Consider the following 24,143-nt stretch of genomic DNA (forward strand, 5'->3'; position numbering starts at 1 on the left):
ATGTTGTAGGATACGCGAGTAGCCGACCGGCAGGTGACCATGTTCGATTTCCTGAAGAAGCAATTCGTCGATATCATCGAGTGGCTGGAAGAGCCCGGCCAGTTGGCCTGGCGTGTGCCTTTTGCGGATCAAGAGATCCAGCATGGCGCGCAGTTGACGGTGCGTGAGGGGCAAATCGCCGCGTTCGTCAACGAAGGCCGGATGGCCGACTACTTCGGGCCCGGCCTGCACACCTTGGAAACCGCCAACCTGCCGTTGCTCTCGGACCTGATGAACTGGGACAAGGGCTTCCGTTCGCCCTTCAAGTCGGACGTCGTGTTTCTTTCGCTCAAGGAACAGCAAGGATTGAAGTGGGGCACGGCGCAGCCCATCACGGTCCGCGATACCGAGTTCGGCGCGCTGCGGCTGCGCGCGTTCGGCTCCTACTCGTTCCGCCTGAGCGAAGCTGCGCCTTTCGTATCGCGGGTGCTGGGCACCATGTCCGGCGTGACCGTCGCATCGCTCGAACCGCAGCTGCGGGCCGCGATCCAGACCGCGATTGCAACAGCGCTGGGCGGCAGCGGCATTGCCTTTCTCGATCTTGCAGCCAACCAGCAAGCACTGTCGGACAAGATCAAGGTCGAAGTCGACAAAGCATTCGCCCAGTGGGGCCTTACCTGCCTTTCGTTCTACGTCGAGAGTGTCTCGCTACCGGACGAAGTGCAGGCCCATCTCGACAAGGGCAGTTCCATGCGGGTGCTGGGCGATCTTGCCGCTTACACCCGGTTCCAGGCCGCCGAGGCGATCGAGCAGGCTGCGGGCAACGACGCCGGGATGGCTGGTATCGGCGCAGGCATGGCAGCGGCGACCGCCCTTGGCGGTGCGATGGCCCAGGGACTGGGCGCCACGCCGATGGGGCAGCCGGCCGCCGTGACCGAAGATCCCCTGGCGACAATCGAGAAGCTGCACCGCCTGGTCACCATCGGAGCCCTGAGCCAGGAAGAGTTCGACGCCAAGAAGGCCGAGCTGCTCAGCCGGATACGCTGAGTGTAATCGGGGCGGGATGAATGGAAAGCGTGAACTGTCCCTCATGCGGGGCTTTGCTTCCGCTGCGCGATCCGGGTTTGCCGTATTCGACCTGCCAATACTGCCAAAGCCTCGTCAGGCGGCGGGACGGCGCTGCCGAGGTTGTGGGAACGGTTGCCAGCCTGCCCCTCGATGTTTCTCCGATACAGATCGGGACGACTTTCGCCCTTGATGGAAACAGCGCGGTGGCGGTTGGCCGTGTGCGCTGGGGCTGGCAGGATGGTTCCTGGAACGAATGGTTCCTGCGCGCCGACGATGGCCGGCATTACTGGCTGGGCGAGGCAATGGGCATGTATATGCTGACCAGCGAATACCCCGCCGTCCTGGCGGTGCCTGCCATCAAAAACTTCGCCGACGGCAATCCCTTTGCCCTGGGGGCTACCGTAAAGGCTGGCGGCAAGTGGCTCGAGGCAACAGACGTGAAGGAAGCATCCTGTCTTGGCAGCGAAGGCGATCTGCCTTTCGCGACGCTTCCGGGCCGGACCATGACCAACGTCGATTTCCGTAACGCCAACGGCGATGCGCTTTCGGTTCAGCGCGACGATGATGGCACGACGGCATGGCTCGGCCGCTGGAGTGATCTGGCAGGGTTGCAGCCGAAGAACCTGCGCCGGATCGAAGGCTGGACCATGCCTGGAACGCTGGCATGACCCTGGCCCGAGCCGTCACTTGTCCGTCATGTGGCGGTTCGATCGAGGTGCGGGCTGCCGGCTACACCGTCACCCTCGCATGTCGCTATTGCGGATCGGTTCTCGACGTCGCCCACGAAGATGTCCGGCTGATCACCGCCTATAAGCGCGCCAACGCCAATTTTGCCATCGAACTTGGCACGCGTGGCTCCTTATTCGATGTGGAGTGGGAAGCGATCGGGGCACTGCGCCGGCGGAGCCCGGGAGCGATCTGGCAGGAATACCTTCTCTTCAATCCCTACGCCGGATACCGCTGGTTGGTCGTTGCCGATGGCGAATGGCAATTCGGCACGATGCTGCTCGATCGGCCCGATGGCGCAGGGGCTTCGATCGAATGGCGGGGAAAGACCTACCAGCTCGATGACGATGCGACGGTCGAAACCACGACTGTCCTGGGCGAATTCTACTGGCGCGTGTCGCGAGGGGATCGCGTGCAATGCGCGACTTTCGCATGCGGCAGCAGCTTCCTGTCGCGTGAAGCAGCCATGGATGAGGTTACATGGACACACCTCGTCCCGGTCGACCGGCGCCAGGTGGAGGAGGCATTCGCCGTCCGGCAGCGCTACAAGCCGAGGGCAGGCCTCAAGGCCATACCGGACGGCTTCTTCAAGGCCCCAGGCACGGGCGAAAACGACCTGCCAATGATGTTTCTGATGGCGCTGGGCGCCCTGCTCATGATCGGGATCGTCCAGGACCTGATGAGCCGGCCGCACCTGTGCGCCAACAATCGCTTCGATGTCGTTGTCGGCGCCGCTACCGCGACTCACAAGATCGGCACGATCGAGGTGACGCGCCCCTGGCAGTTCGTCACCATCCAGGCGGACAGCAACGACTTCAGCAACCGCTGGGTGGATTTAGACTACAGCCTGGTCAACCGCCGCACACAGCAGTCGATCGATGCCTATGGCATCGTGGAATACTATTCCGGGTCCGACAGCGACGGTCCGTGGACCGAGGGCAGCCATCATAGCGAGACCCAGTTTGCCGGCGTTCCGCGCGGTAGCTACGATGTTTACGTTGATACCGGATCACACGGCTGGCCAACCGACCCGCCGGCAAATGCGACGGATCCCGACCACCCATGGAGTGCGCCGGATTCCATATCCATGTGGTTTAACGCCTGCACCGGCGGGCATTCGTGGGGCATGTTCTGGATTTTTGCGATCCTGCTGTTCGGCGCGCCTTGCCTGATCCTGTGGCGGAGGCACCGGGATTGAGATGAGCAAGCGCCTGATCTTCTTCTCCGCCTGGTGCGCCTTCCTGATCATTCTGGCGGGCATCGCGACGTGGTTCGCCTGGTCGCCTTTCTCCGACGACGAACGACCTGCCTCTACCGGCTATCGGGGCCCCACCCACAAGTAGTCCACCTTTCGCACGATGGAGTTGTGCCTATGCTGACCCTCGACGTTTTCCTCGCAACCGTGCTTTATGCAGCGCTCGGCATCGTCATATTCATCGTGAGCTTCGTGCTGGTCGACAAGTTGACGCCCGGCGAGCTGTGGCGCGAGATCATCGAGCGCAAGAACATGGCCGTGGCGCTGCTTGCCGGGGCCGTGGCCATCGGGATTTCCAACATTATCGCTGCTGCCGTGCATGGTTGATCCTGTTACGGGGGATGACGGCGGAGCCCAACCGGACGCTCCTGGATCCCTCGCGATCATCCTGCTGGTATCGGTCCTGGTCGTCGCTACCTGTGGCCTGATCTACGAGTTGCTCGCCGGGACACTCGCCAGCTACCTGCTTGGCGACAGCGTCACGCAGTTCTCGACCGTGATCGGCAGCTATTTGTTCGCCATGGGCATCGGCAGTTACCTGTCGCGCCATGTGCGGCACAACGAGATCGGAGTGTTCGTCCGCGTCGAGATACTGATCGCCGCGCTGGGAGGATGGTCGGGCGCCGGGCTGTTCCTGCTCTTCCCCATCGTCGAGGATTTCCGGGTCGCGCTCTATGCGCTGGTGCTGGCGATCGGCATCCTTGTCGGCTTGGAAATCCCGTTGCTGATTCGCATCTTGCGCCATCGCTTCGCTTTTCGCGATCTCGTGTCGAACGTCCTGACCTATGACTACATCGGGGCGCTCATTGCCTCGTTGCTGTTCCCGCTGGTCCTGGTGCCCTGGCTCGGCATGATCCGCACCGGCTTTGTGTTCGGTCTGGCCAATGTCGGCGTGGCGGTCGCCTTGCTTATCGCCCTGCGCGCACGACAGAGTATTGGTCGCGATCTCGTTGCGGCCCTCATCGTGCTCGCATCGCTTGTCGCCGGCCTGTTTGCAGCCGACCATATCCAGCGCTGGTCGGAAGTCGCGTTCTATGGCGAGCCTGTCATCTATGCCCGCTCGACGCCGTACCAGCGCATCGCCATCACGCGGCGGGGCGAGGACCTGCGCCTCTACCTCAACGGCAACCTGCAGTTCTCGACGCGCGACGAATACCGATATCACGAGGCGCTGGTCTGGCCCGTGCTCGGCCGCGTTGCCCATCCGCGGCAGGTGCTGATCCTGGGCGGCGGCGACGGTCTCGCCGCACGTGAAGTCCTGCGCGATCCGCGCGTATCGAAGGTGACGCTGGTCGATCTCGACCCGGAAATGACGCACCTGTTCCGGGATGTACCCCAGCTTGCACAACTCAACCGGCATTCGCTGTCCTCTCCGAAGATGCAGGTGATCAATGGCGATGCGTTCCGTTGGGTCAGAAAGGCGGCCGGGCCCTATGACGCAATCCTGATCGACTTTCCCGATCCCACCGAGTTTTCGCTCGGCAAGCTCTATACCGAGAGTTTCTATCGCGAGGTCGCACGCCTGCTGGCCCCCGCCGGCGTGCTCACGGTGCAGAGCACGTCGCCTCTCGTGGCGCCACGCTCTTACTGGACCGTGGCAAGCACGCTTGAAGCTGCTGGGCTATCGGCACGCGGCTACCACGCCTATGTTCCCAGCTTCGGCGAATGGGGCTTCACCATGGCTGCACACAGCCCGCCGGGGGATGCTGTGGCCCTTCCTCCTGGGCTTCGGTTCCTGACGCAGGCCAGCGAACGGGCCATGTTCGATTTCCCGCCGGATATGGCGCGCCGCCCTACGCCTGTGAACCGCCTCGACAACCAGGCGCTGGTGCGCAGCTTTGCCGAGGAATGGGGGCATTACGATGGCTGATGCCACCCGGCGCGATGTCCTTCGGGCTGGCGCCGCCGGAGCAGGCGCCCTTTCTCTGGGCAGTTGCGCCACGCCGCCCATGGCTGGCACATTGGACGGATCGGATTGGCGGCGCGGCCACCTCGTCCGCGACGGCAAGTTTCCACCTGCAAACGGGGCAGAACAGCAGGCGGCGATCCTGATCGCCGGCGGGGGCGTGGCTGGGCTCTCCGCTGCCTGGCGGCTCAAGGCCGCCGGTTTCGACGATTTCGTGCTCCTGGAGCTTGAGGACAAGGTCGGTGGCAATGCGCGATCTGGTCGCAACCCGGTGAGCGCCTATCCACTTGGCGCCCACTATCTACCGGTGCCGAATAAGGAAGCTGTGGCCCTGCGGCACATGCTGAAAGAGTTCGGCATGATCGTGGGCGAGGAAGGCGGCGCGCCGCTCTACGATCCTTATCAACTCTGCGCCGATCTTGAAGAGCGCCTGCTGTGGCGGGGAAGCTGGCAAGAAGGGTTGTATCCGTCCAGCGGACTGACGAGAGAAGATGCCGCCCAACGCGATCGTTTTGCGCAGGAAATGGCGCAGCTTCGCAATGCCGTGGGCACGGATGGGCGCCCTGCGTTCGCCATCCCCCGCGCCTATTCGAGCGTCGATCCCGCCTACACCGGGCTTGATCGACTCTCGTTTGCGCAGTGGCTCGATCAGCGCGGCTACAGCTCTCCCGTGCTACGGGCCTACCTGCGTTACTGCTGCCGGGATGACTATGGGACCGAACCGGAAGAGGTATCGGCATGGGCGGGCGTGCACTATTTCGCGGCGCGCCGCGGGTGGGCTGCGGGCAACGACGGCGATCGTGAGCTCACTTGGCCCGAAGGGAATGGGCGTCTCGTCTCGCTGCTGCGTGACGGCGTCTCCGATCATGTCCGCGCGGCCCACAGTGTATGTGCGATCGCGCAGCACGGCGACCACGCTGTGGTTGACGCCTTTGACCACAAGGCCGGGTCCACCACCCGGTGGAATGCGGCTTGCGCGATCGTCGCTATGCCGCATTTTGTTGCCGCGCGTGTGGCCCCAGCACACGCCGGCGAAGGGCGTTTTCGCTATGCGCCCTGGGTCGTGGCCAATGTGACCGTCAATCGGCATCCGAAGGGGCGAGGCGTCGGCCTTGCGTGGGACAATGTCTCGACCGGCAGCGACAGCCTCGGTTATGTCGTCGCGACGCACCAGTCGGCAAGTGGCGGTAATGGCCCCACCGTGCTGACTTGGTATTTGCCCTTGTCCAGGACCGCTCCAAACGAAGCGCGCAAGCTGATGATGACGCGCACGCTGCAAGCGTGGCAACGGCTGATCGCGGATGATCTCCTGACGATGAATCCCGATCTGATGGGCGCAATCGACAGGATCGACGTCTGGCGCTGGGGCCATGCCATGATCAGCCCTACACCGGGCTTTTTGTCCGACCCGGCCCGCAGGGCTGCGATCGACGCAAAACCGCCCGTTCTCTTCGCCCACTCGGACCTGTCCGGTCTTTCGTTGTTCGAGGAGGCGCACTACCGCGGCGTCGTCGCAGCGGAGGCTGCGCTGGCCCACCTTGCTCACCCTTTCGAGAGTCTTGCCTGACATGGCGCATTTGCCCGGCACCAGTGTCCATCTGCTCGCAGACTTGTGCCAAGGGAAGCGGCTGAGCGACTTCGAACTGGTCGAGGCTACGCTGCGCCAAGCGGCTTTGGCGGCAGGCGCCAAGGTATTGAGTGTCCATGTCCACGCCTTTGGAGAGGGCATGGGCGTAACCGGAGTCGCCCTGCTGGCGGAATCCCACATTTCAATCCACACTTGGCCAGAAACCGGTGAGGCGGCAGTTGACCTGTTCGTTTGCGGAAACGACGTGGATGCAGCAGCCGGACTCGATGTAATTGTAGGGAATTTTTCTGCAGAAATCTTGCGCCGACATAGAATTGAACGGCTATCCAGGACATAAGGGCATCCCAAATTGGTGGATGGAAGGCGCCGGCCGAGGCTGGTGACAGGCTGGAAAAATCGTAAATGGCATGCACAAGCGGTCAACGGCCGCCGCAAAAGCCGGCCTTGCCAAGTCCAATCACGTGCGTCCGAAGCCGCCATCGATTCACGATCATGCCGGCGGCAGATGCCGCGCCATACGGGCCTTGAGCAGTTCCACCAATTCCGGCTGCATGAAGGCATAATCGTCCGGAATATCCAGGCAGATTAGTCGCTGCCCGCGCAAGGCCGCGCGGAACCGCCGTTGCAGCTTGGCGCGATGCTGTTTTTCCATCACCACGATGATGTCCGCCCATGAGACCAGTTCAGCGGTCAGCGGGTTTTCCGCGCCCTGGTTGGTGCCGGCTGACGACACTTCCAACCCTGGATACTCGGCGAACACCTGCTCGGCCGTCGGGCTGCGCAGGCGGTTCTGGCTGCAAATGAACAGAATGGTTTTCAAGCAACGCCTCGGACCAAAATCGCCGGCACTTTTTGGGCGGCTTGCCCACAAGGTCAATCTGAACTATTGCCCCACCCAGCCAAGACCGGCCTGTTTTTGAACAAGGAAAGGAGAAGACCATGCGTGCAGCATCCGCCCGCAACACAAACCACTTCTTACTTCCCTGTGTTCAGGAACAGATTGCATGGGCAATTCTATCCCGGGCGACACGTTTCGCCTGATTGCTTTTCGCGGCCATCACGCCGCTGATTTTTCAGACATTTCCATCCTTGCTGCTCTGCCTGCCGGCCAGAATCATGGCCAGGGTGGTGCGCAATGAGCCCGATAGCCCTGATCGCCCGCGATCCATCGCGTTTCGATCCCTTGGCGCTTGATCAACTGGCAGCTTGCGCGCGCTATGACGGCATGGCGCGCATCGTCGGACTGCCCGATCTGCACGCCGGCAATGGCATTGCCGTGGGCGCCGCCTTTTGGTCGCCAAGCCACGTCTGGCCGCATCTGGTGGGCAGCGACATTGGCTGTGGCATGGCCCTGTGGGAAACGGACTGCCCCTTGCGCAAGTTTCGCCTCGGTTCCGTCGAGCGCAAGTTGCACGGGCTGGACGCGCCTTGGGCAGGCGATCATGCGGCCGCTCTGGCCGAGGCCGGGCTCCCCCCGCATCTGGCCAGTCCGGCGCTGGGCACGATTGGTGGTGGCAATCACTTCGTCGAATTCCAGCGCGTCGAAGCGGTGGTGGACGAGGCCCGCTTTGCTGCATTGGGCCTGCGGCAGGACCGCGTGTGGATGATGGTCCACAGTGGGTCGCGCGGGCTGGGCCAAGCCATCCTGCAGGCGCATCGCCAGGCTGATGCGCACCAGGGCATCCCCGCCGGTCGTCCCGAAGCGGAAGCCTATCTGGCCGACCACGACGCCGCGTTGGGATGGGCTATCCTCAACCGCCAGGTCATTGCCCGGCGCTTTTGCGAGAGCCTTGGGTTTGGTGGGCGCCGCGTGCTGGACATCTGCCACAACAGTGTCACGCCGCATCAAGGCGGCTGGCTGCACCGCAAGGGGGCGGCGCCCGCCGATCGCGGGTTGGTGACCATTCCAGGCTCGCGCGGCGATTTCAGCTATCTGGTCGAACCCGTCGCGGAAGGCGCCGATCATGCGCTCCATTCGCTGGCCCATGGCGCGGGCCGCAAGTGGAGCCGCAAGGATGCGCACGCGCGCCTGTCGCGCCGCTTCAAAGTAGCGGATCTGCAGCGCACTGCGCTGGGCAGCCAGGTGATCTGCGAAGACCGCCGCCTGATCTTCGAGGAGGCGCCCGAAGCGTACAAGGACATTGGCATGGTCATCGCCGATCTGGAGCTGGCAGGGCTGATCCGCGTCATTGCCAAGCTGCGCCCTCTCCTCAGCTACAAGACGAGGGCAGCATGAGCGAGGTGATCCTGCATGTCACAGCGGGCAAGGGGCCGCAGGAGTGCCGCTGGGTGGTGGCCGGCCTGGCACGTGCCTTTGCGCGGGAGGCCAAGGCCGTGGGGCTGGAATGCGAAGTGCTCGATGGGGCGGAGGAACGGCCAGCCTCCATCTTGCTGCGCCTCGCGGGGGAGGCAGCGTCGGCCTTTGCCGCCAAGCGCATCGGCACCAACCAGTGGATCGGCAACAGCCCCTTTCGCCCAACGCACAAGCGGCGCAACTGGTTCGTCGGTGTGTCATTGGCGCCCAAGCCCGACGAGATGATCGATCTGAGAGAGGAGGATATCGATTATCAGGCCATGCGCGCCAGCGGGCCGGGTGGGCAGCATGTCAACAAGACCGACAGCGCGGTGCGGGCAACGCACCGGCCGACAGGCCTTGTCGCCACCGCGCAAGAGCAGCGGTCCCAGCACGCCAACCGCAAGCTGGCGCGGCTGAAACTGGCGATCATGCTGGAAGAGTGGCACGGGCAAGCCCAAGACGATGCGCGCAGATCGCAATGGCAGGTCCATCAGGAGCTTGAACGTGGGAACGCGGTCAGGGTCTATGCCGGAGAGCGGTTTCAGCTAAGATCGGCTTGAACGCCGTCGGTGGGTGGTTTTGCACCCGCCCACCGATCTCCTGGAGATACCGTGTTGTTTGCCCAAGACCTTGCCGCGACGCAGATTGTCCTGGATGCCTGCGCCTTTGCCACGCGCATGCACGGCAACCAGCAGCGCAAATATACCGGCGAGCCCTATGTGCTGCATTGTCTGGAGGTGGCGCGAACGGTGGCGGAGGTCGGTGGAACGCCGACGATGATTGCGGCGGCACTGCTCCACGATGTGGTTGAGGATACCGAGGCCAGCATTGAGGATGTTCGTGCCCAGTTTGGCGAGGACATTGCGCAAGGCGTCGCTTGGCTCACCGATGTCAGCCGTCCCGAGGATGGCAACCGCACGGTCCGCAAGGCAATGGACCGCGCGCATCTGGCGCAGGCCCCTGCCGAGATGAAGACCGTCAAGCTGGCCGATGTGATTTCCAACACCCGCTCGATTGTCTATCACGGCGATGGCTTTGCCCGGGTCTATCTGCACGAGATTGCCGCCCTGCTGGAGGTGCTGACCGAAGGGCACCCCGAACTGCTGCGACGGGCGAAGGCAGAAGTGGAGCAAGGCGCGGCCAAGTGGCTGGCATGACCGCGCTTGATGCGCTGCGCCTTGCGGAGCATGGGGCGCAGCTTTTCTGCGGGGCAGCCTTGGCGGACCTGCAGGAGTTGCAGACAGCAACGGCAGAACTGCCTCCCGATCAGGCGGGTGTCCGCATTCATGGAGTGGGCCTGCTGCGCCCCTGTCTGGCGCCGTCCGGCTCGATCGGTGCCATCGCCAGCAACGTCCTTGGCGCCGCAGCCAAGCCTGTCCGCGCCATCCTGTTCGACAAGAGCGCGGCGACCAACTGGTCGTTGGGCTGGCACCAGGATCGTACCATCTGCGTGCGTGATAGGATCGCGGTGCCCGGTTTTGGGCCATGGTCAGTCAAGGCGGGCCTGCTCCACGTTGCCCCTCCTGCAGAATTGCTGTCGCGCATGGTAACGCTGCGGGTTCATTTCGATGATGTGCCTACCATCAATGCTCCCCTGCTGATCGCTCCCGGGTCGCACTGCCGCAGCCGCGTGCCGGAATCTTCGGTAGCTCAGGTGGTGGCGGAATGTGGCGTTGTTGCCTGCCTTGCCGAGGCGGGAGACATCTGGGCCTATTCCACGCCCATCCTTCATGCCTCCGATGCTGCCAGCCAGCCCGGGCATCGACGCGTTCTTCAAGTGGATTTCAGCGCCGACGCCTTGCCGGGTGGCTTGGAATGGTTGGGCATTTAGCGCGCTTATCTGCCACCCCTGAAATCATCCCACCCCAGCCCGAACCGCGCCAGATATTTGCGCAGCCGGTCGGCGTCATTGGTACTGGCACGTTTTACGCGCGATGCGGCGAAGAGTGTGCGGCCTGCTTCGGACAGGGAACGGGCAGAAGCGCAGGTTTGCACAACAAAGGCCAGTTGCACGCGGTCAAACGGGTCAAGATCAGCCAGCGCATCGGCGGACAGCCAGCGTTCCAGCCTATCGCCATCGACCGGGCCATCGGCCCAGAGGCGCTTGAGCCGTTCGATCTCCTTGGCCACGGCCGGAACATCGATCCGTCCCTTGGGCGAGAAGGTTGCCATGCGCGTGACACTGGCGGCCAGATCGCGGAAATTGCCTGACCAGCGCGCGGCGGGAGACAGCGCGAAGGCGAGGTAATCGGCCCGTGCTTCCTTGTTGAACGTCACCCTTTCGCCTTCGCGCTCGGCATGGCGATCGAGTTCGTAATCGAGGTTCGGGGCGATATCCTCGCGCCGCTCGGCCAGGCCGGGGAGCGCGAAGGTCCAGAGGTTGAGGCGAGCGTAGAGATCCTCGCGGAAAGTGCCTGCAGCCACGCAAGACGCCAGATCGCGGTTGGTCCCGGCGATCAGCTGGAATTCGCTCTGCGCTTCCTTGTCGGCACCCACGGGCAGGAAGCGCTTGTCCTCGATGGCGCGCAGGATCATCGCCTGCTCGTCGAGGCCCAGTTCACCAATTTCGTCGAGGAACAGCATCCCGCCATCGGCGCTGCGCAAAAGCCCGGCGCGATCCGCCGCCGCGCCGGTGAAAGCGCCCTTCTTGTGGCCGAAGAGTGCCGACATCGCGCTGTCCCCGCGCAAGGTGGCACAGTTCACCTCGACAAAGCTGCCGGTCATCTGGCGCTTGAGTTTCTTCAGTTCGAAGATGCGGCGGGCAAGCTGGCTCTTGCCAGCGCCGGTTGGCCCCATCAGCAGGATGGGCGCGCGTGTGCGGCTGGCCACTTGCTCGATCTCGTCGATCATGGTGTTGAAGGCGGGGTTGAGCGTTTCGATCCCCGATTTCAGGAACGAGGAACTCTCCGCGCTCTCGCTGGCAAAGCGCGTGGCAATGCTGTCATAGCGCGAGAGATCAAGGTCGATCACGCTCCACGTGCCTGCCGCATCGGGGGCGCCGCGCTTGGGCTGGGTCTGCAGCAGGCGCCCGGGCAGATAATGCGCCTCTGTCAGCAGGAACAGGCAGATCTGTGCGACATGGGTGCCGGTGGTGATATGCACCAGCACATCCTCGGCATCAGGGTCCAGCGCCAGCCCCCGCGCAAAGTCGAGCAGCTTGCCGTAGACCTCTTCAAAATCCCAGGCGTCCTTGAAGTCGAGGACATGCCGTTCCACCCGCGTTTCGGGCGAGACCGAGGCAATGTCCTGCGCGACATAGTCAGCGAGGCGGCTGTGCAGATTGCCATGGATCATGACGAAGCGATCCACCCGCAAATCCTCATGCATGCACAGCCCCACCGACGGCCGCCACTTCATCCAGCGCGAAGGGCCGAATTTTGCGGCGTCGAGCGTGGAGCCAAGAAAGCTGATGACGGTGGTTGGCTTCATGCGCGAAATTTATATCAGCTTATATTTTCAGATACAATTTCCGAATTTTTGCGGTGGCCTTTGCTGCCCTCAATCAGCAAGAAGATTTTAAATACATTAATTATCAATGCTTTACAAAATTTCCAAAGCATCATTCCCAAAACTGGCACGTCATCTGCAGATGGTATTGCGTCGGGTCAGTCGAACAGCCCGACAGGTAAGCGGCAAGCGGGGCGGCCGGAATGGGCCGGCCGCCCCCAGACCGCCCCTCACAACGAATTTTGCCATGGGCGGCCAGCGACTTGCCAATGCCGCGTCGCCGGCACCATGATCACCATGCGGGAGGCCGAGATGGCTGAGACCACTTATGAATTTCACGATGTCGCTGGCGGCGTGCCGATCAAGATGTGGACGCGCGGCGTGGCTGTCGAAGACCAGGCCCGCGACCAACTGGTGCGCGCGGCCAGGATGCCGTTCATCTTCAAGCATGTCGCCGCCATGCCCGACGTGCATGTCGGCATTGGCGCCACGGTCGGCTCGGTCATCCCCACGCGCGGCGCGGTAATCCCGGCGGCGGTGGGGGTGGACATCGGCTGTGGCATGATGGCCGCGCGCACCTCGCTGATGGCGCATGACTTGCCCGACAATCTGGAAGGCATCCGCAGTGCCATCGAACAGGCCGTGCCGCATGGGCGCAGCGTGGGGCGTGGCAAGCGCGATCATGGTTCGTGGGGTAACCCGCCGGCTGCCATTGTCGAGGCATGGGCCAGCCTGGCGGTGCGCTTCGCGCGGATCTGCGACAAGCATCCCCGCCTGAAGAACACCAACAACCTCACGCACCTGGGCACGCTGGGCACGGGCAATCATTTCATCGAACTGTGCCTAGACCAGGACGCGCGGGTGTGGGTGATGCTGCATTCCGGCTCGCGCGGGGTGGGCAACGCGATCGGCTCGTTCTTCATCGAGCTCGCCAAGCAGGACATGCGCAAATGGCACATCAACCTGCCCGACGCGGACCTCGCCTACTTCCCCGAAGGGACCGACCATTTCGACGATTATGTCGAGGCGGTGGGCTGGGCGCAGGATTTTGCCGCGCTCAACCGGCGGATGATGATGGCCAATGTGATCGCCGCATTGCGGGGCCAGATTGCCAAGCCGTTCGAGGCGGAACTGGAAGCGGTGAACTGCCACCACAACTACGTCACGCGCGAAAACCATTTCGGCGAGAACGTGCTGGTCACCCGCAAGGGTGCGGTGCGTGCGGCCAAGGGCGTACTGGGGATCATCCCCGGCTCGATGGGGGCCAAAAGCTTCATCGTGCGCGGCCTTGGCAATGCGGAGAGCTTTGACAGCTGCTCGCATGGCGCGGGCCGCGTGATGAGCCGCACCGCGGCCAAGCGCCTGGTCAGTCTGGCCGACCATATCGCCGATACGGCAGGCGTGGAGTGCCGCAAGGACGTGGGCGTGATCGATGAAACGCCCCGTGCGTACAAGCCGATCGAGGCCGTCATGGCGGCGCAAGCCGATCTGGTCGAGATCGTCCACACGTTGAAACAAGTGGTCTGCGTGAAGGGGTGATGATGGATTTTCGCGACATTGATTGGCAGTCCGACTGTCCGGATCCGATCGCGGTTGCAAGCGATTGGGACCGGACAGTCATCACTCCAATTCGGCAAACGGACGAGAAAATAAGGTCGGTCGTTCGTGCGTTGGTAAGTACGCACGTTAATGGCGGTGCGAAAATCGCTCAGTTTGAAATCGATGCCGCGCCCGCAGTACGATGGGCGCTTTCGCGCAATCGCTGGAATGAATTCGATTTGTTGGGGCGATTTTTCAGGCACACTTTGGTCAAAGAGATTTTACCCCCAGTGGAACGGATTAAACCAACAATCTGCGCTTTCCAAATGGAGGGCACATTAACCGCATTTGGTCGATTGGCCGACTGGATTCGCGAAGGCGGTGCCTATCGCAAATTTAATGGGTCGGACGAAGCCGCTTTGAAGTTGGCGACCGGCCTCATGGAATCAGTATGCGAGAAGCGATTCTCCGAAACGAACACTTGGGTAAATTGGATGCCATGGACGGATTGGTTCTTGGACGTGGCTTGGGATGGAACATTCCTGTGGTTTGACACTCGCAGGGGCATCGCGACTGTCCTCATGGTTACGGACACAGATTAGAAATGATGATTATCGACGGATCGGAAGGCGAGGGCGGTGGCCAGATGGTGCGCAATTCATGCGCGCTGTCGCTGGTCACCGGCCAGCCTTTCCGCATCATCAACATCCGCGCCAAGCGCTCCAAGCCCGGCCTGATGCGCCAGCATGCGACCGCGGTGGAGGCTGCGGCGGCCATTTCCGGCAGCACGTGCAGCGGGCTCACGGTGGGCTCGTGCGATCTCACCTTTCACCCCGGCACGGCGCGGGCGGGGGACTATCACTTTGCGATCGGCACCGCAGGAAGCACCGGGCTGGTGCTGCAAACGGTGTTGATGCCGCTGCTTTTGGCCGATGGCCCCTCGCGCCTGGTGCTGGAAGGGGGCACGCACAACATGCTGGCCCCGCCCTTCGACTTTATCGAGCGCTGTTTTCTGCCCATCATCAACCGTATGGGGCCACGTGTGTCAGCACGCCTGGTGCGGCATGGCTTCTACCCGCGCGGCGGCGGGCGAATCGAGGTGGAGATCGCGCCCGCGCCGCTGGCACCTGTGGACTGCACCAAGCGCGGGGCCTTGCTGGGCGTGGGTGCGCAGGCAGCCTATTGCGGCCTTCCCCGCGAAATTCCGCAGCGCATGCTCGACCGTGCCCGCAAGGATTTGCCGAATTGGGAGGCCGCTGACTTTGCCATGCGCCAATTGCCCGAAGATCAGGGCCCTGGCGTGATCCTGATGCTGGAGGCGCGCTATGAAGGGGCGACGGAAATCGTCAGTGGCTTCGGCCAGATGGGCGTGACGGCGGAGCGCTTGGGCAAGACCGCGGCGGCGCGGATGCGCGGCTATCTGGAAAGCGACGCCTTCGCCGGGCCCTATCTGGCCGATCAGTTGGTGCTGCCCTTTGTATTGGCAGGTGGCGGTGCTTTCACCACGGTCAAGCCCAGCCAGCATCTGATCACTGCAATCGACATTGCGCAGCGCTTCGCCGGCAGGGCCGTCAGGCTGGAGCAGCAAAGCGAGGGCGGCCATCGCGTTTGGGTCAGGTAACTGCCGTCGCCATGCCTTAGAGGTATTGGCGCGGTCGAGACGCTCGAATATGGTTGTATGGCATTTATTTTAAAAGATTATTTTTGAAGATCGAAAATTCAGTTCCCGTTCCAGTCCCCCACACTTCGGCCCAAGGCGCGTTGCGGATCTGGTACTGATGTTGCGGGTTGTTGTACGACCATTGTAGCTGCACCACAACTCCCGGCACCGGGCAGGCAGTTCACCGGGGTGCAAGAAACCAGCCAGACGGCGAGATCACCAGAAAGAGCCCGAGCTCGTCATGCGACTTCTAGGGCTTATCACGCGTCTTGGCTCTGCGAATTGCCATATCGGCAATAACATAGGGCCGGCCTAGCATGGCATGAGGCGAGACTTCGCCAGCCGGACGCCCTGAAAAATGCCGCAGATTTCAGCGGCTTGTAAAGCTGTCGGGGATGCCCTGAGACCGGGAATTGGAGCGGGTGAAGGGAATCGAACCCTCGTATTCAGCTTGGGAAGCTGCTGCTCTACCATTGAGCTACACCCGCTCGGGTGGGGCGCGATTGCCACAGGGGGGCGGGGTGGTCAACCGTCTTGTTGGGTCTTGGCCGCCAGGTCCGGCAGGGTCTGCGGGGTGAGCACTTGTGGCAGTTTGGCAGGGCTTGCCGCGCCGGGGGCGTACCACAGGTAGAGCGGCACGCCGGCCGCGCCTTGCGTGGTGAGGAACGTGGTGATGGCTGGATCGGCGCGGGTCCAGTCGCCCACGATCACTTGCACGCCGGCCTTGGCGAAGGCCTTGGCCGTGGCCTCGCGGTCGATCGCGACGCTTTCGTTGACCTTGCACGACAGGCACCAGTCTGCGGTGAAATAGAGGAACACCGGCTTGCCGCTGGCGCGCACGCGGTCGAGCGTGGCCTGGCTGAACGGTTGTGCGCCAGGCAGGCCGTCGCTTTCAGTCGCAGGTCGCGCGGCGAGGCGCGGCGCGGCGAACAGCGCGACGGCGACCAGGGCGAGAGCCAGCGGTGCGACCCAAGCCGTCACGCGTCGGCCTTGGCGACGCTGGCGCTCGGCCAGGGCCAGCATGGCCAGCAACACGATCGCCAGGATGGCGGCGGCGGCGACCAGGCCCCAGCCGCCCTGGCGCCAGGCCAGCCACAGCAGCGCCGCGACGGTGAGCCCCATCGGCACAGCCATGGCGCGGCGGAAGCGGTCCATCCATGGCCCTGGGCGCGGCAGGATGCGGCGCAGCGGCGGGACAAAGCCGATCAGCAGGAACGGCAGCGCCAGGCCCAGGCCAAGCGCGGCAAACACGGCCATGCCCGCCAGCGGCGGCAGCACCAGCGCCACGCCCATCGCGGCGGCCATGAACGGCCCGGTGCAGGGCGTCGCCACGAAAGCGGCCAGCAGCCCGGTACCGAAGGCGCCGCCCACGGTGCCCGCACTGGCGCCGCTGCGCGACACCGAAAGCCCTGGCAGTTCGTAAAGCCCGGCAAAGTTGGCGGTAATTGCGGTGGCCAGCAGCACCAGCACGGCCACGACGCCGGGGTTCTGGAGCTGGAACGCCCAGCCCACTTGCGCGCCGCCCGCGCGCAGTGCCAGCAGCACCGCGCCCAGCAGCAGGCAGGCGAGGATCACCCCGGCGCTATAGGCCAGCCCTTCGGCCCGCGCGTGGCGGCTGTTGCCGCGTGCCAGGGCCATGGCCTTGAGGCTGAGGATCGGAAACACGCAAGGCATGACGTTGAGGATCAGGCCCCCCGCCAGCGCGCCAAGCATGGCCAGGGCCAAGGTGCCCCATGAAAACGCAGCCTTGGCACTGCCGCCGATAGGGGTGCCGCCCTTGGGCACCGCACCAGGCGTGGCGGTGATCGCCAGGCCGCCGGCGCCGGGCCCCAGCGCCAGGACGCCCGAAACGCTTTGCGGATGTTCGGGCAAGGCGCCCTTGGCCCGCGCCAGGTCGACGATCAGCCAGTCGCCCTGGCGGCGGAACGCCTGGGGCGCGGCATAATCGACGAGGCCCTGCGCGCCGATGAAGAAGTGGGGATCATCCACCGCCGCGCTGGCGGGAAAGGGCACGGCAAGCGACAGCCCGGCCGGTGTCGCTTCGAACCGGGCGGGTTGGTCCAGCCGCGCGGGCAGGGCGGCGCGCCAGGCGGCAAAGCGCCCATCCTTGGCGCCACCGCCCACGGTGATCGTGCCCATCAGGCTGGCGCGCTCGGGCACGCAGATCTGGTTCGTGCAGGCCAGCCATTGCGCCTTCGCGCTGACTGCCAGGGTGCTGCCCACGCGCGCATCGGCCGGCAGCGTTACCGGCACCAAGACGGCATAGGCCTGTTCGTAGACATGGTTCATCAGCCCCTGCACCACCAGCGTCCGCGGCACGGGGAATTGCAGATCCCCCGCCTTGGCGCCCGCCGGCAGGGTCCAATCCAGCGACAGCGGCAGCCCGGCATCGCCCGGATTGCTCCAATAGCCATGCCAGCCGGCCTCGGGCTCCATCAGCACGGCCATGGTGACGGTTTGCCCGGGCAGGGCAGGGCCCTCGGCCAGCAGCGTGGCGCGAATATGCGCGGCTTGCTGGGCATGCACCCCAGGCCCGCCCATCAGCGCGAACGGCAGCAGCCACACGGCTGCAACAATCGCGCGCAATGGCAGGTTCAAGCGCGCTATCTGGCGCTCTGGGGCGCACATCAGGCTGGTCCACAACCGCTGCAACAGGGGCACAGGTTCTCCGTCTCCGGCGCGAAGGATCGGTCGTTCGCCCGCGCGATGTACGGCACATGGCCCGCCCCGTCCAGAACGCCCCTTGGTGAATACCCCAAGGGCGGGATAGACATCGGCGGCGGCATCCCCTTGAGGTGACTTCATGCACAAGACCCGGTTCCTGACTTCCGCCCTTGCCGCCATTGCGGCCGCCACGATCGCCGCTGCGCCGGCATCGGCGGCGCCGGCACCCACACCTGCCACGGCCCCTGCAACCTCGGCTGCCGCGACCCCGCCGCGCCTGCTGATCGCACTGGCGATGGACCAGTTCTCGGCCGACCTGTTTGCCGAATATCGCAGCCATTTCACGGGCGGCCTGGCGCGTCTGGCGACCGGCGCGGTGTTCCCGGCCGGCTATCAAAGCCACGCCGCCACCGAAACCTGCCCTGGCCATTCCACCCTGCTCACCGGCAATCGCCCGGCGCACACCGGCATCATCGCCAACACCTGGATCGACCAGTCTGCCGCACGGCCCAAGAAAGAGGTCTATTGCGCCGAGGACGAGACCAAGGCGGCCGCCGATCCCAAGGATTACGTGGCGAGTGTGGGCCACCTGCTGGTGCCCACCCTGGGCGAGCGGATGAAGCAGCAGTGGCCCGCCGCGCGCAACGTGGCGGTTTCGGGCAAGGATCGCGCCGCGCTGATGATGGGCGGCCATGTGATCGACCAGGTGTGGTGGTGGAAGAACAATGCCTTCGTCACGCTGGATGGCCGCCCCGCCATTCCGGCCGCCAGCCAGGAAAACGCCGCCGTGGCCAAGCTGCTGGCCAAGGGCGCCCCGGCCCTGCCGTTGCCCGCGTTCTGCGCCCCGCGCGAAGGCGCGATCCAGGCCGGCAGCGCGACAGTGGGCACTGGCCACTTTGCCCTGGCGGCAGGTGATGCCACGGCGTTCCGCGCCTCGCCCCGGCTGGACCAGGCGACGCTCGCTCTGGCGCTCAAGCTGGTCGATGCGATGAAGCTGGGCCAAGGGCCGGCGCCCGACATGCTGGCCGTCAGCCTTTCGGCGACGGACTATGTCGGGCACAGCACCGGCACGCAGGGGCCGGAAATGTGCATCCAGCTGGCCACGGTCGACCAGGCGCTGGGGGCGTTCTTTGCAGCGCTCGATGCGCGCCACATCGATTACGGCGTGGTGCTCTCTGCCGACCACGGCGGGTTCGACATGCCCGAGCGGCAGAACCGCGAAGCGCTGCCCCAGGCCGCCCGCGCCGATGTGGCGCTGCTGCCCAAGGCGCTGAGCGAGCAAGTCGCCGCGCGGCTGCAACTGCCGGCACAGGGGCTGATTCTGGGCGATGGCGCGGCCGGTGATTTCTGGGTCAAGGCCGATCTGCCCGCGGCGCAAAAGGCCGCCGTGGTGGAAGCCGCGCGCGCCATCCTGGTGGCCAATCCGCAAGTCGCGAGCGTGTTCACCGCCGCTGAAATCGCGGCCACGCCGATGCCGTCCGGATCGCCTGAAACCTGGAGCCTGATCCAGCGCGCGCGCGCTTCGTTCTATGCCCCGCGCTCGGGCGATTTCGTGGTCATGCTGCGGCGCGGGGTCATGGCGCTGCCCCAGCCGGGGCCGGGCTATGTCGCCACCCACGGTTCGCCCTGGGACTATGACCGGCGCGTGCCGATCCTGTTCTGGCGCAAGGGGATGACCGGCTTTGAACAGCCATCGCCCGTTGAAACAGTGGACATTGCCCCCACCCTTTCGGCATGGATCAATTTGCCGGCGCCGCAAGGCGCCTATGACGGTCGCTGCCTCGATCTCGATTCCGGGCCGGGCAGCACCTGCGGAGTGAAGTGATGAGCGATTTGGCGCCGAATAGGGCTGGGGAACAGGCTGGGGAACAGGCGCTCTCGGGCGACGTGGTGATCCTGGGCGGCGGCCTGGTCGGCATGACGCTGGCGATTGGCCTCGCCAAGCAGGGCCTGTCGAGCGTGGTGGTCGATTCCTCCGATCCAGCAGCACAGACCGCCGCCGGGTTTGATGGTCGCGCCTCGGCGATTTCCACCGCCAGCTGGAATCTCTACACCAACCTGGGCATGGCCGAGGCGCTGGCGCCCAAGGGCTGCCCGATCGACGCCATCGCCGTGACCGACAGCATGAAGCCCGGCCGCATCGATTTCCGCCCCGGCGCCGACGAGGGCTCGCTCGGCCGCATGTATGCCAACCGCGATCTGCGGCTGGTGATGTACGAGGCCGCCGCGCGCGAAAGCCTGATCACGTTCCTGCCCAACGCCCAGGTCGCCATGCGCGAGCGCGGCGAACATGGCGTCACCGTGACGCTGGCCGATGGCCGTTTGCTGAAAGGCAGTCTGCTCGTCGCTGCCGAAGGCCGTCGCAGCCCCACGCGCGACGAGGCGGGTTTCACCCCGGCGCGCTGGGACTATGGTCATCGCGCGATCATTGCGGGCCTCACCCACGAAAGGCCGCACGAGAACACCGCCTGGGAAATCTTCTATCCGGCTGGTCCCTTCGCCCTGCTGCCCTTGCTGGACGAGGCGGACGGCACGCACCGTAGCGCGCTGGTGTGGACCGTGGCGGAAAAGGATGCCGCGGGCGTGCTCGCCATGGGCGAAAAGGCATTCCTGGCCGAAGTGGAAAAGCGCATGGGCGGCGTGTTCGGCACAATCGCGCTCAATGGCCCGCGCTCGTCCTACCCGCTCAATTTCCATCACACCGCCAAGGTCGTCGATCATCGCCTGGCGCTGGTGGGCGATGCCGCGCACGGGATGCACCCGATTGCGGGGCAGGGCCTCAACGTGGGCCTGCGCGATGTGGCCGCGCTGGTCGAAGTCCTGGCCGAAGGCGCGCGGCTGGGGCTGGAGCCGGGCGAAGCGCAATTGCTTGCCCGCTATGAACGCTGGCGCGCGGCCGATACTTTCATGGTGGCAGCGGCCACCGACGTGCTGACCCGCCTGTTCGGCCTGCCGGGCCGCGTGCCCAGCCTGGTCCGGCGCTTCGGCATGGCCGGGGTGCAGCGCCTGCCCGCGCTCAAGCGCTGGTTCATGGATGAGGCACGGGGCATGAGCGGGAAGCTGCCGGAGCTGCTCAAGGCGTAAGCAGATGGGCCCGCAGGCGCTATTGCGTCTCGCGAGCCAGGCGCTCGGCCAGTTCGGCGATTTCCGGCGGGTCGAGCAGCCAGGTGCGCGTCTTGCGCCCTTCGCGGTGGATCGGCACGGTCAGCAGCACGCGGGCGTTTTCCTTGGCGTGCGGCTTGTAGAGCGAGAAGTGCAGGGCGCAGTCGCGCACCGTGCCGATGATCGGCGTGCGGCCTTCCAGGTCGATCATCGTCGCCGCCTGGTCCCAGGGGATGGTCTGCGTGCTCATCGCGCTTAAACGTCCAGGTTGGCCACGTTGAGCGCGTTTTCCTGGATGAAATCGCGCCGCGGCTCGACCACGTCGCCCATCAGGCGGGTGAAGATCTCGTCCGTCACGTCGGCGTCTTCTACCTTCACCTGCAGCAGCGAGCGGACTTCGGGATCAAGCGTGGTTTCCCACAGCTGCTCCGCGTTCATTTCGCCCAGGCCCTTGTAGCGCTGGATCGCCAGGCCCTTGCGGCCATTGGCCATCACCGCCTCGAGCAGTTGCGAAGGCCGGGTGATGCCCGCGTCCTTGCTGTCGGCGCGCGTCGCAGCGGGGGTTTCTTCCCCATCGACTGCGGTGCTTTCCGGCTCGGCCGCGGCGGCGCTGGCGCGGACCAGGCGGGCAACGCCGGCATAGACGTCGGCGTGTTCACCGGCCAGCCGCGCCAGCTTGCGCGCTTCGGCGCTGGTGAGGAAGCCGGCCTCGATCATGTGGTGGTCGGTCACGCCGCGCCAGGCACGCTGGATGTGATAGCCGCCTTCCGCGCTCATCTGCGCAGACCACTGCGCCTCGGGATCGCCGCGATCGAGCCAGCTTGCCGCATCGGCAAGAGCCGCAACGCGCGCATCGGCCGAAAGATCGGGATCGAGCGCCCCGGCCAGGGCCAGCGCTTCGATGATGTCATAGTTGTAGCGGCGCGGCACGAACGCCATCAGGTTGCGCAGGCGCAGCGCATGGTCGACCAGTTCGGCCAGTTCCTGGCTGCCGCGCGCGCCGCCCGGGGTTTCCAGGATGCGGCCGGCCGTGCCGGCTTCGACCAGGTAGCGATCGAGCGCGGCGTTGTCCTTGAGGTAGACCTCGCTGCGGCCCTTGGCGACTTTGTAGAGCGGCGGCTGGGCGATGAACAAGTGACCGGCGCGAATGATGTCGGGCATCTGGCGGTGGAAGAACGTGAGCAGCAGGGTGCGGATGTGCGCGCCGTCGACGTCGGCGTCGGTCATGATCACGATCTTGTGATAGCGCAGCTTTTCCAGGTTAAATTCGTCACGGATGCCCGTGCCCATGGCTTGGATCAGCGTGCCCACTTCGCGCGAGGAAATGATGCGGTCGAACCGCGCGCGCTCCACGTTGAGGATCTTGCCGCGCAGGGGCAGGATTGCCTGCGTCTTGCGGTCGCGGCCCTGCTTGGCGCTGCCGCCGGCCGAATCCCCTTCGACCAGGAACAGTTCGCACTTGCTGGCGTCACGCTCCTGGCAGTCGGCCAGCTTGCCGGGCAGGCTGGCAATGTCCATCGCGCCCTTGCGGCGGGTCAACTCGCGCGCGCGGCGGGCCGCTTCGCGCGCGGCGGCGGCGTCGATCACCTTGAGAATCACCGACTTGGCGTGGGCCGGGTTTTCCTCCAGCCATTCGCTCATCTTGTCGGCCATCAGGCTTTCGAGCGGCTGGCGCACTTCGGAAGAGACCAGCTTGTCCTTGGTCTGGCTGGAAAACTTCGGGTCGGGCAGCTTGACCGAAACGATCGCGGTCAGCCCTTCGCGCATGTCATCGCCCGAAAGTGAAACCTTTTCCTTCTTCAGCAGGCCCGACCGGTCGGCATAGTTGTTGAGCGTGCGGGTCAGCGCCGCGCGGAATGCGGCCAGGTGCGTGCCGCCATCGCGCTGCGGGATGTTGTTGGTGAAACACAGCACGTTTTCGTAATAGCTGTCGTTCCATTCCAGCGACACGTCGATGCCGATGCCGTCGCGCATCGCGGAAATGGCGATGGGTTCGGGGATCAGCGCCTGCTTGTTGCGATCGAGGTACTTCACGAATGCGGCGATGCCGCCTTCGTAATAGAGGTCGTGTTCCTTGACCTCTTCATGGCGCTTGTCGCGCAGCAGGATGCGCACGCCGGAATTGAGGAACGCCAGTTCGCGATAGCGGTGTTCGAGCTTGTCGAAATCGAAATCGGTGACGTTCTTGAACGTGTCGTGGCTGGCAAAGAAGGTCACGCGGGTGCCCTTCTTGGGTTTGCCCTCGGCCGTCTGCGGCGCGGGCCCGGTGATCTTGAGCGGGGCCACGGCATCGCCATGGGCAAACTTCATCCAGTGTTCCTGGCCATCGCGCCAGATCGTCAGTTCCAGCCATTCCGACAGCGCGTTGACCACCGAAACGCCCACGCCATGCAGGCCGCCCGAAACCTTGTAGGCGTTGTCGTCAGACGTGTTCTCGAATTTCCCGCCGGCGTGCAGCTGGGTCATGATCACTTCGGCGGCCGAAACGCCTTCCTCGGCATGGATGCCGGTGGGAATGCCGCGCCCGTTGTCTTCGACCGAGACCGAACCATCCGGGTTCAGTTCGATCAGCACCAGGTCGCAATGGCCGGCCAGCGCCTCGTCGATCGCGTTGTCCGACACTTCGAAGACCATGTGATGCAGGCCCGAGCCATCATCGGTATCGCCGATGTACATGCCGGGGCGCTTGCGCACCGCGTCCAGGCCCTTGAGGACCTTGATCGAGTCGGCGCCATAGGAATTGGTGTTCGGGGTATTTTCGTTGGTGCTGGCCATAGTCTCGCACATAGGCACTTTGCCCGCAAAACCCAAGCGAATTGGCCATGTTTTGCACAGGGCGCGCGGTGGGTTGTGGCAACCGGCTTGCATGCATGGCCAAGTGCGGCATGCTGCGCGCATTCGATCGGAAACAAG

The 24,143-nt window shown here is 64.5% G+C and carries 22 protein-coding genes and 1 tRNA gene; 17 read left to right on the plus strand and 6 right to left on the minus strand.

The features are described from left to right. The first annotated feature begins 39 nt into the window (after positions 1 to 39). Genes FHW94_RS11740 through speD form a run of 8 tightly spaced genes read left to right on the plus strand, consistent with a single transcriptional unit; the run spans position 40 to position 6,859 of the window. Entirely contained in the window at positions 40 to 1,026 is a 987-nt protein-coding gene (locus tag FHW94_RS11740; protein WP_168555985.1) for an SPFH domain-containing protein, read from the plus strand. A 20-nt stretch (positions 1,027 to 1,046) separates the two neighbouring features. Next, positions 1,047 to 1,715 (plus strand): DUF4178 domain-containing protein, encoded by a 669-nt coding sequence (locus FHW94_RS11745; protein WP_168555986.1) that lies wholly within the window; start codon positions 1,047 to 1,049, stop codon positions 1,713 to 1,715. Continuing rightward, positions 1,712 to 2,971 carry a DUF4178 domain-containing protein gene (locus FHW94_RS11750; RefSeq protein ID WP_168555987.1) on the plus strand — a complete coding sequence of 420 codons (1,260 nt, stop codon included), beginning with the start codon at positions 1,712 to 1,714 and terminating at the stop codon, positions 2,969 to 2,971. The genes FHW94_RS11745 and FHW94_RS11750 overlap by 4 nt, the downstream gene beginning before the upstream one ends. A gap of 1 nt (position 2,972) precedes the next feature. Continuing rightward, positions 2,973 to 3,116 (plus strand): hypothetical protein, encoded by a 144-nt coding sequence (locus FHW94_RS11755; RefSeq protein ID WP_168555988.1) that lies wholly within the window; start codon positions 2,973 to 2,975, stop codon positions 3,114 to 3,116. Between the two features lie 29 nt (positions 3,117 to 3,145). Continuing rightward, positions 3,146 to 3,355 carry a DUF350 domain-containing protein gene (locus tag FHW94_RS11760; RefSeq protein ID WP_022676066.1) on the plus strand — a complete coding sequence of 70 codons (210 nt, stop codon included), beginning with the start codon at positions 3,146 to 3,148 and terminating at the stop codon, positions 3,353 to 3,355. Then, positions 3,348 to 4,898, plus strand: a complete 1,551-nt coding sequence (locus FHW94_RS11765; protein WP_168555989.1) for a polyamine aminopropyltransferase — start codon at positions 3,348 to 3,350, stop codon at positions 4,896 to 4,898. Before FHW94_RS11760 ends, FHW94_RS11765 begins: the two co-directional genes overlap by 8 nt. Beyond that, positions 4,891 to 6,501 carry an NAD(P)/FAD-dependent oxidoreductase gene (locus tag FHW94_RS11770; protein WP_168555990.1) on the plus strand — a complete coding sequence of 537 codons (1,611 nt, stop codon included), beginning with the start codon at positions 4,891 to 4,893 and terminating at the stop codon, positions 6,499 to 6,501. The genes FHW94_RS11765 and FHW94_RS11770 overlap by 8 nt, the downstream gene beginning before the upstream one ends. A 1-nt stretch (position 6,502) precedes the next feature. Then, positions 6,503 to 6,859, plus strand: coding sequence for an adenosylmethionine decarboxylase (gene speD, locus FHW94_RS11775; RefSeq protein ID WP_168555991.1), 357 nt, complete (start codon positions 6,503 to 6,505; stop codon positions 6,857 to 6,859). Between the two features lie 153 nt (positions 6,860 to 7,012). On the opposite strand, the gene FHW94_RS11780 is transcribed toward speD, so the two are convergent. Next, a complete protein-coding gene (locus FHW94_RS11780; protein ID WP_168555992.1) occupies positions 7,013 to 7,342 on the minus strand; it encodes a low molecular weight protein tyrosine phosphatase family protein in 330 nt (109 codons plus the stop codon). 315 nt (positions 7,343 to 7,657) lie between these two features. Here FHW94_RS11780 and FHW94_RS11785 point away from each other — a divergent pair, with 315 nt between their 5' ends. Genes FHW94_RS11785 through FHW94_RS11800 form a run of 4 tightly spaced genes read left to right on the plus strand, consistent with a single transcriptional unit; the run spans position 7,658 to position 10,649 of the window. Then, positions 7,658 to 8,758 (plus strand): RNA ligase RtcB family protein, encoded by a 1,101-nt coding sequence (locus FHW94_RS11785; protein WP_168555993.1) that lies wholly within the window; start codon positions 7,658 to 7,660, stop codon positions 8,756 to 8,758. Next, complete coding sequence (prfH, locus tag FHW94_RS11790) at positions 8,755 to 9,378, plus strand: peptide chain release factor H (RefSeq protein WP_168555994.1); 624 nt, start codon at positions 8,755 to 8,757, stop codon at positions 9,376 to 9,378. The genes FHW94_RS11785 and prfH overlap by 4 nt, the downstream gene beginning before the upstream one ends. Before the next feature lie 51 nt (positions 9,379 to 9,429). Further along, entirely contained in the window at positions 9,430 to 9,975 is a 546-nt protein-coding gene (locus tag FHW94_RS11795) for an HD domain-containing protein (protein ID WP_349237507.1), read from the plus strand. Beyond that, positions 9,972 to 10,649: a phytanoyl-CoA dioxygenase family protein gene (locus FHW94_RS11800; RefSeq protein ID WP_168555995.1), complete on the plus strand. Its 678-nt coding sequence runs from the start codon at positions 9,972 to 9,974 to the stop codon at positions 10,647 to 10,649. Before FHW94_RS11795 ends, FHW94_RS11800 begins: the two co-directional genes overlap by 4 nt. A gap of 5 nt (positions 10,650 to 10,654) precedes the next feature. Here FHW94_RS11800 and rtcR read toward each other — a convergent pair whose 3' ends face one another. Then, a complete protein-coding gene (gene rtcR, locus FHW94_RS11805; RefSeq protein ID WP_168555996.1) occupies positions 10,655 to 12,247 on the minus strand; it encodes an RNA repair transcriptional activator RtcR in 1,593 nt (530 codons plus the stop codon). Positions 12,248 to 12,577: 330 nt separating this feature from the next. Here rtcR and FHW94_RS11810 point away from each other — a divergent pair, with 330 nt between their 5' ends. The 3 genes from FHW94_RS11810 to rtcA are packed head-to-tail and all read left to right on the plus strand — an operon-like array spanning position 12,578 to position 15,425. Then, entirely contained in the window at positions 12,578 to 13,804 is a 1,227-nt protein-coding gene (locus FHW94_RS11810; protein WP_168555997.1) for an RtcB family protein, read from the plus strand. Between the two features lie 2 nt (positions 13,805 to 13,806). Next, complete coding sequence (locus FHW94_RS11815) at positions 13,807 to 14,406, plus strand: hypothetical protein (protein ID WP_168555998.1); 600 nt, start codon at positions 13,807 to 13,809, stop codon at positions 14,404 to 14,406. A 2-nt stretch (positions 14,407 to 14,408) separates the two neighbouring features. Further along, positions 14,409 to 15,425, plus strand: coding sequence for an RNA 3'-terminal phosphate cyclase (rtcA, locus tag FHW94_RS11820; RefSeq protein WP_168555999.1), 1,017 nt, complete (start codon positions 14,409 to 14,411; stop codon positions 15,423 to 15,425). A gap of 453 nt (positions 15,426 to 15,878) precedes the next feature. Here the strand turns inward: rtcA and FHW94_RS11825 are convergent. Both FHW94_RS11825 and FHW94_RS11830 read right to left on the minus strand, forming a co-directional pair. Next, positions 15,879 to 15,952 (minus strand) — tRNA-Gly (locus FHW94_RS11825). A gap of 37 nt (positions 15,953 to 15,989) precedes the next feature. Beyond that, positions 15,990 to 18,062, minus strand: a complete 2,073-nt coding sequence (locus FHW94_RS11830) for a protein-disulfide reductase DsbD domain-containing protein (RefSeq protein ID WP_246866078.1) — start codon at positions 18,060 to 18,062, stop codon at positions 15,990 to 15,992. Positions 18,063 to 18,267: 205 nt separating this feature from the next. Between FHW94_RS11830 and FHW94_RS11835 the strand changes: the two genes are divergently transcribed. Beyond that, positions 18,268 to 19,953, plus strand: a complete 1,686-nt coding sequence (locus FHW94_RS11835) for an alkaline phosphatase family protein (RefSeq protein WP_168556000.1) — start codon at positions 18,268 to 18,270, stop codon at positions 19,951 to 19,953. Then, on the plus strand, positions 19,953 to 21,212 hold the full coding sequence (locus FHW94_RS11840; protein WP_168556001.1) for a UbiH/UbiF/VisC/COQ6 family ubiquinone biosynthesis hydroxylase: 1,260 nt from the start codon (positions 19,953 to 19,955) through the stop codon (positions 21,210 to 21,212). Before FHW94_RS11835 ends, FHW94_RS11840 begins: the two co-directional genes overlap by 1 nt. 19 nt (positions 21,213 to 21,231) lie before the next feature. Here FHW94_RS11840 and FHW94_RS11845 read toward each other — a convergent pair whose 3' ends face one another. Both FHW94_RS11845 and gyrB read right to left on the minus strand, forming a co-directional pair. Next, the gene (locus FHW94_RS11845; RefSeq protein WP_168556002.1) at positions 21,232 to 21,480 is read right to left on the minus strand and encodes a hypothetical protein; all 249 of its coding nucleotides are present in this window, start codon (positions 21,478 to 21,480) and stop codon (positions 21,232 to 21,234) included. A gap of 5 nt (positions 21,481 to 21,485) precedes the next feature. Then, positions 21,486 to 24,005 (minus strand): DNA topoisomerase (ATP-hydrolyzing) subunit B, encoded by a 2,520-nt coding sequence (gene gyrB / locus FHW94_RS11850; protein ID WP_168556003.1) that lies wholly within the window; start codon positions 24,003 to 24,005, stop codon positions 21,486 to 21,488. Positions 24,006 to 24,143 lie beyond the last annotated feature (138 nt).

It is taken from the genome of Novosphingobium sp. SG720 (assembly GCF_012275365.1).
Taxonomy (GTDB): domain Bacteria; phylum Pseudomonadota; class Alphaproteobacteria; order Sphingomonadales; family Sphingomonadaceae; genus Novosphingobium; species Novosphingobium rhizosphaerae.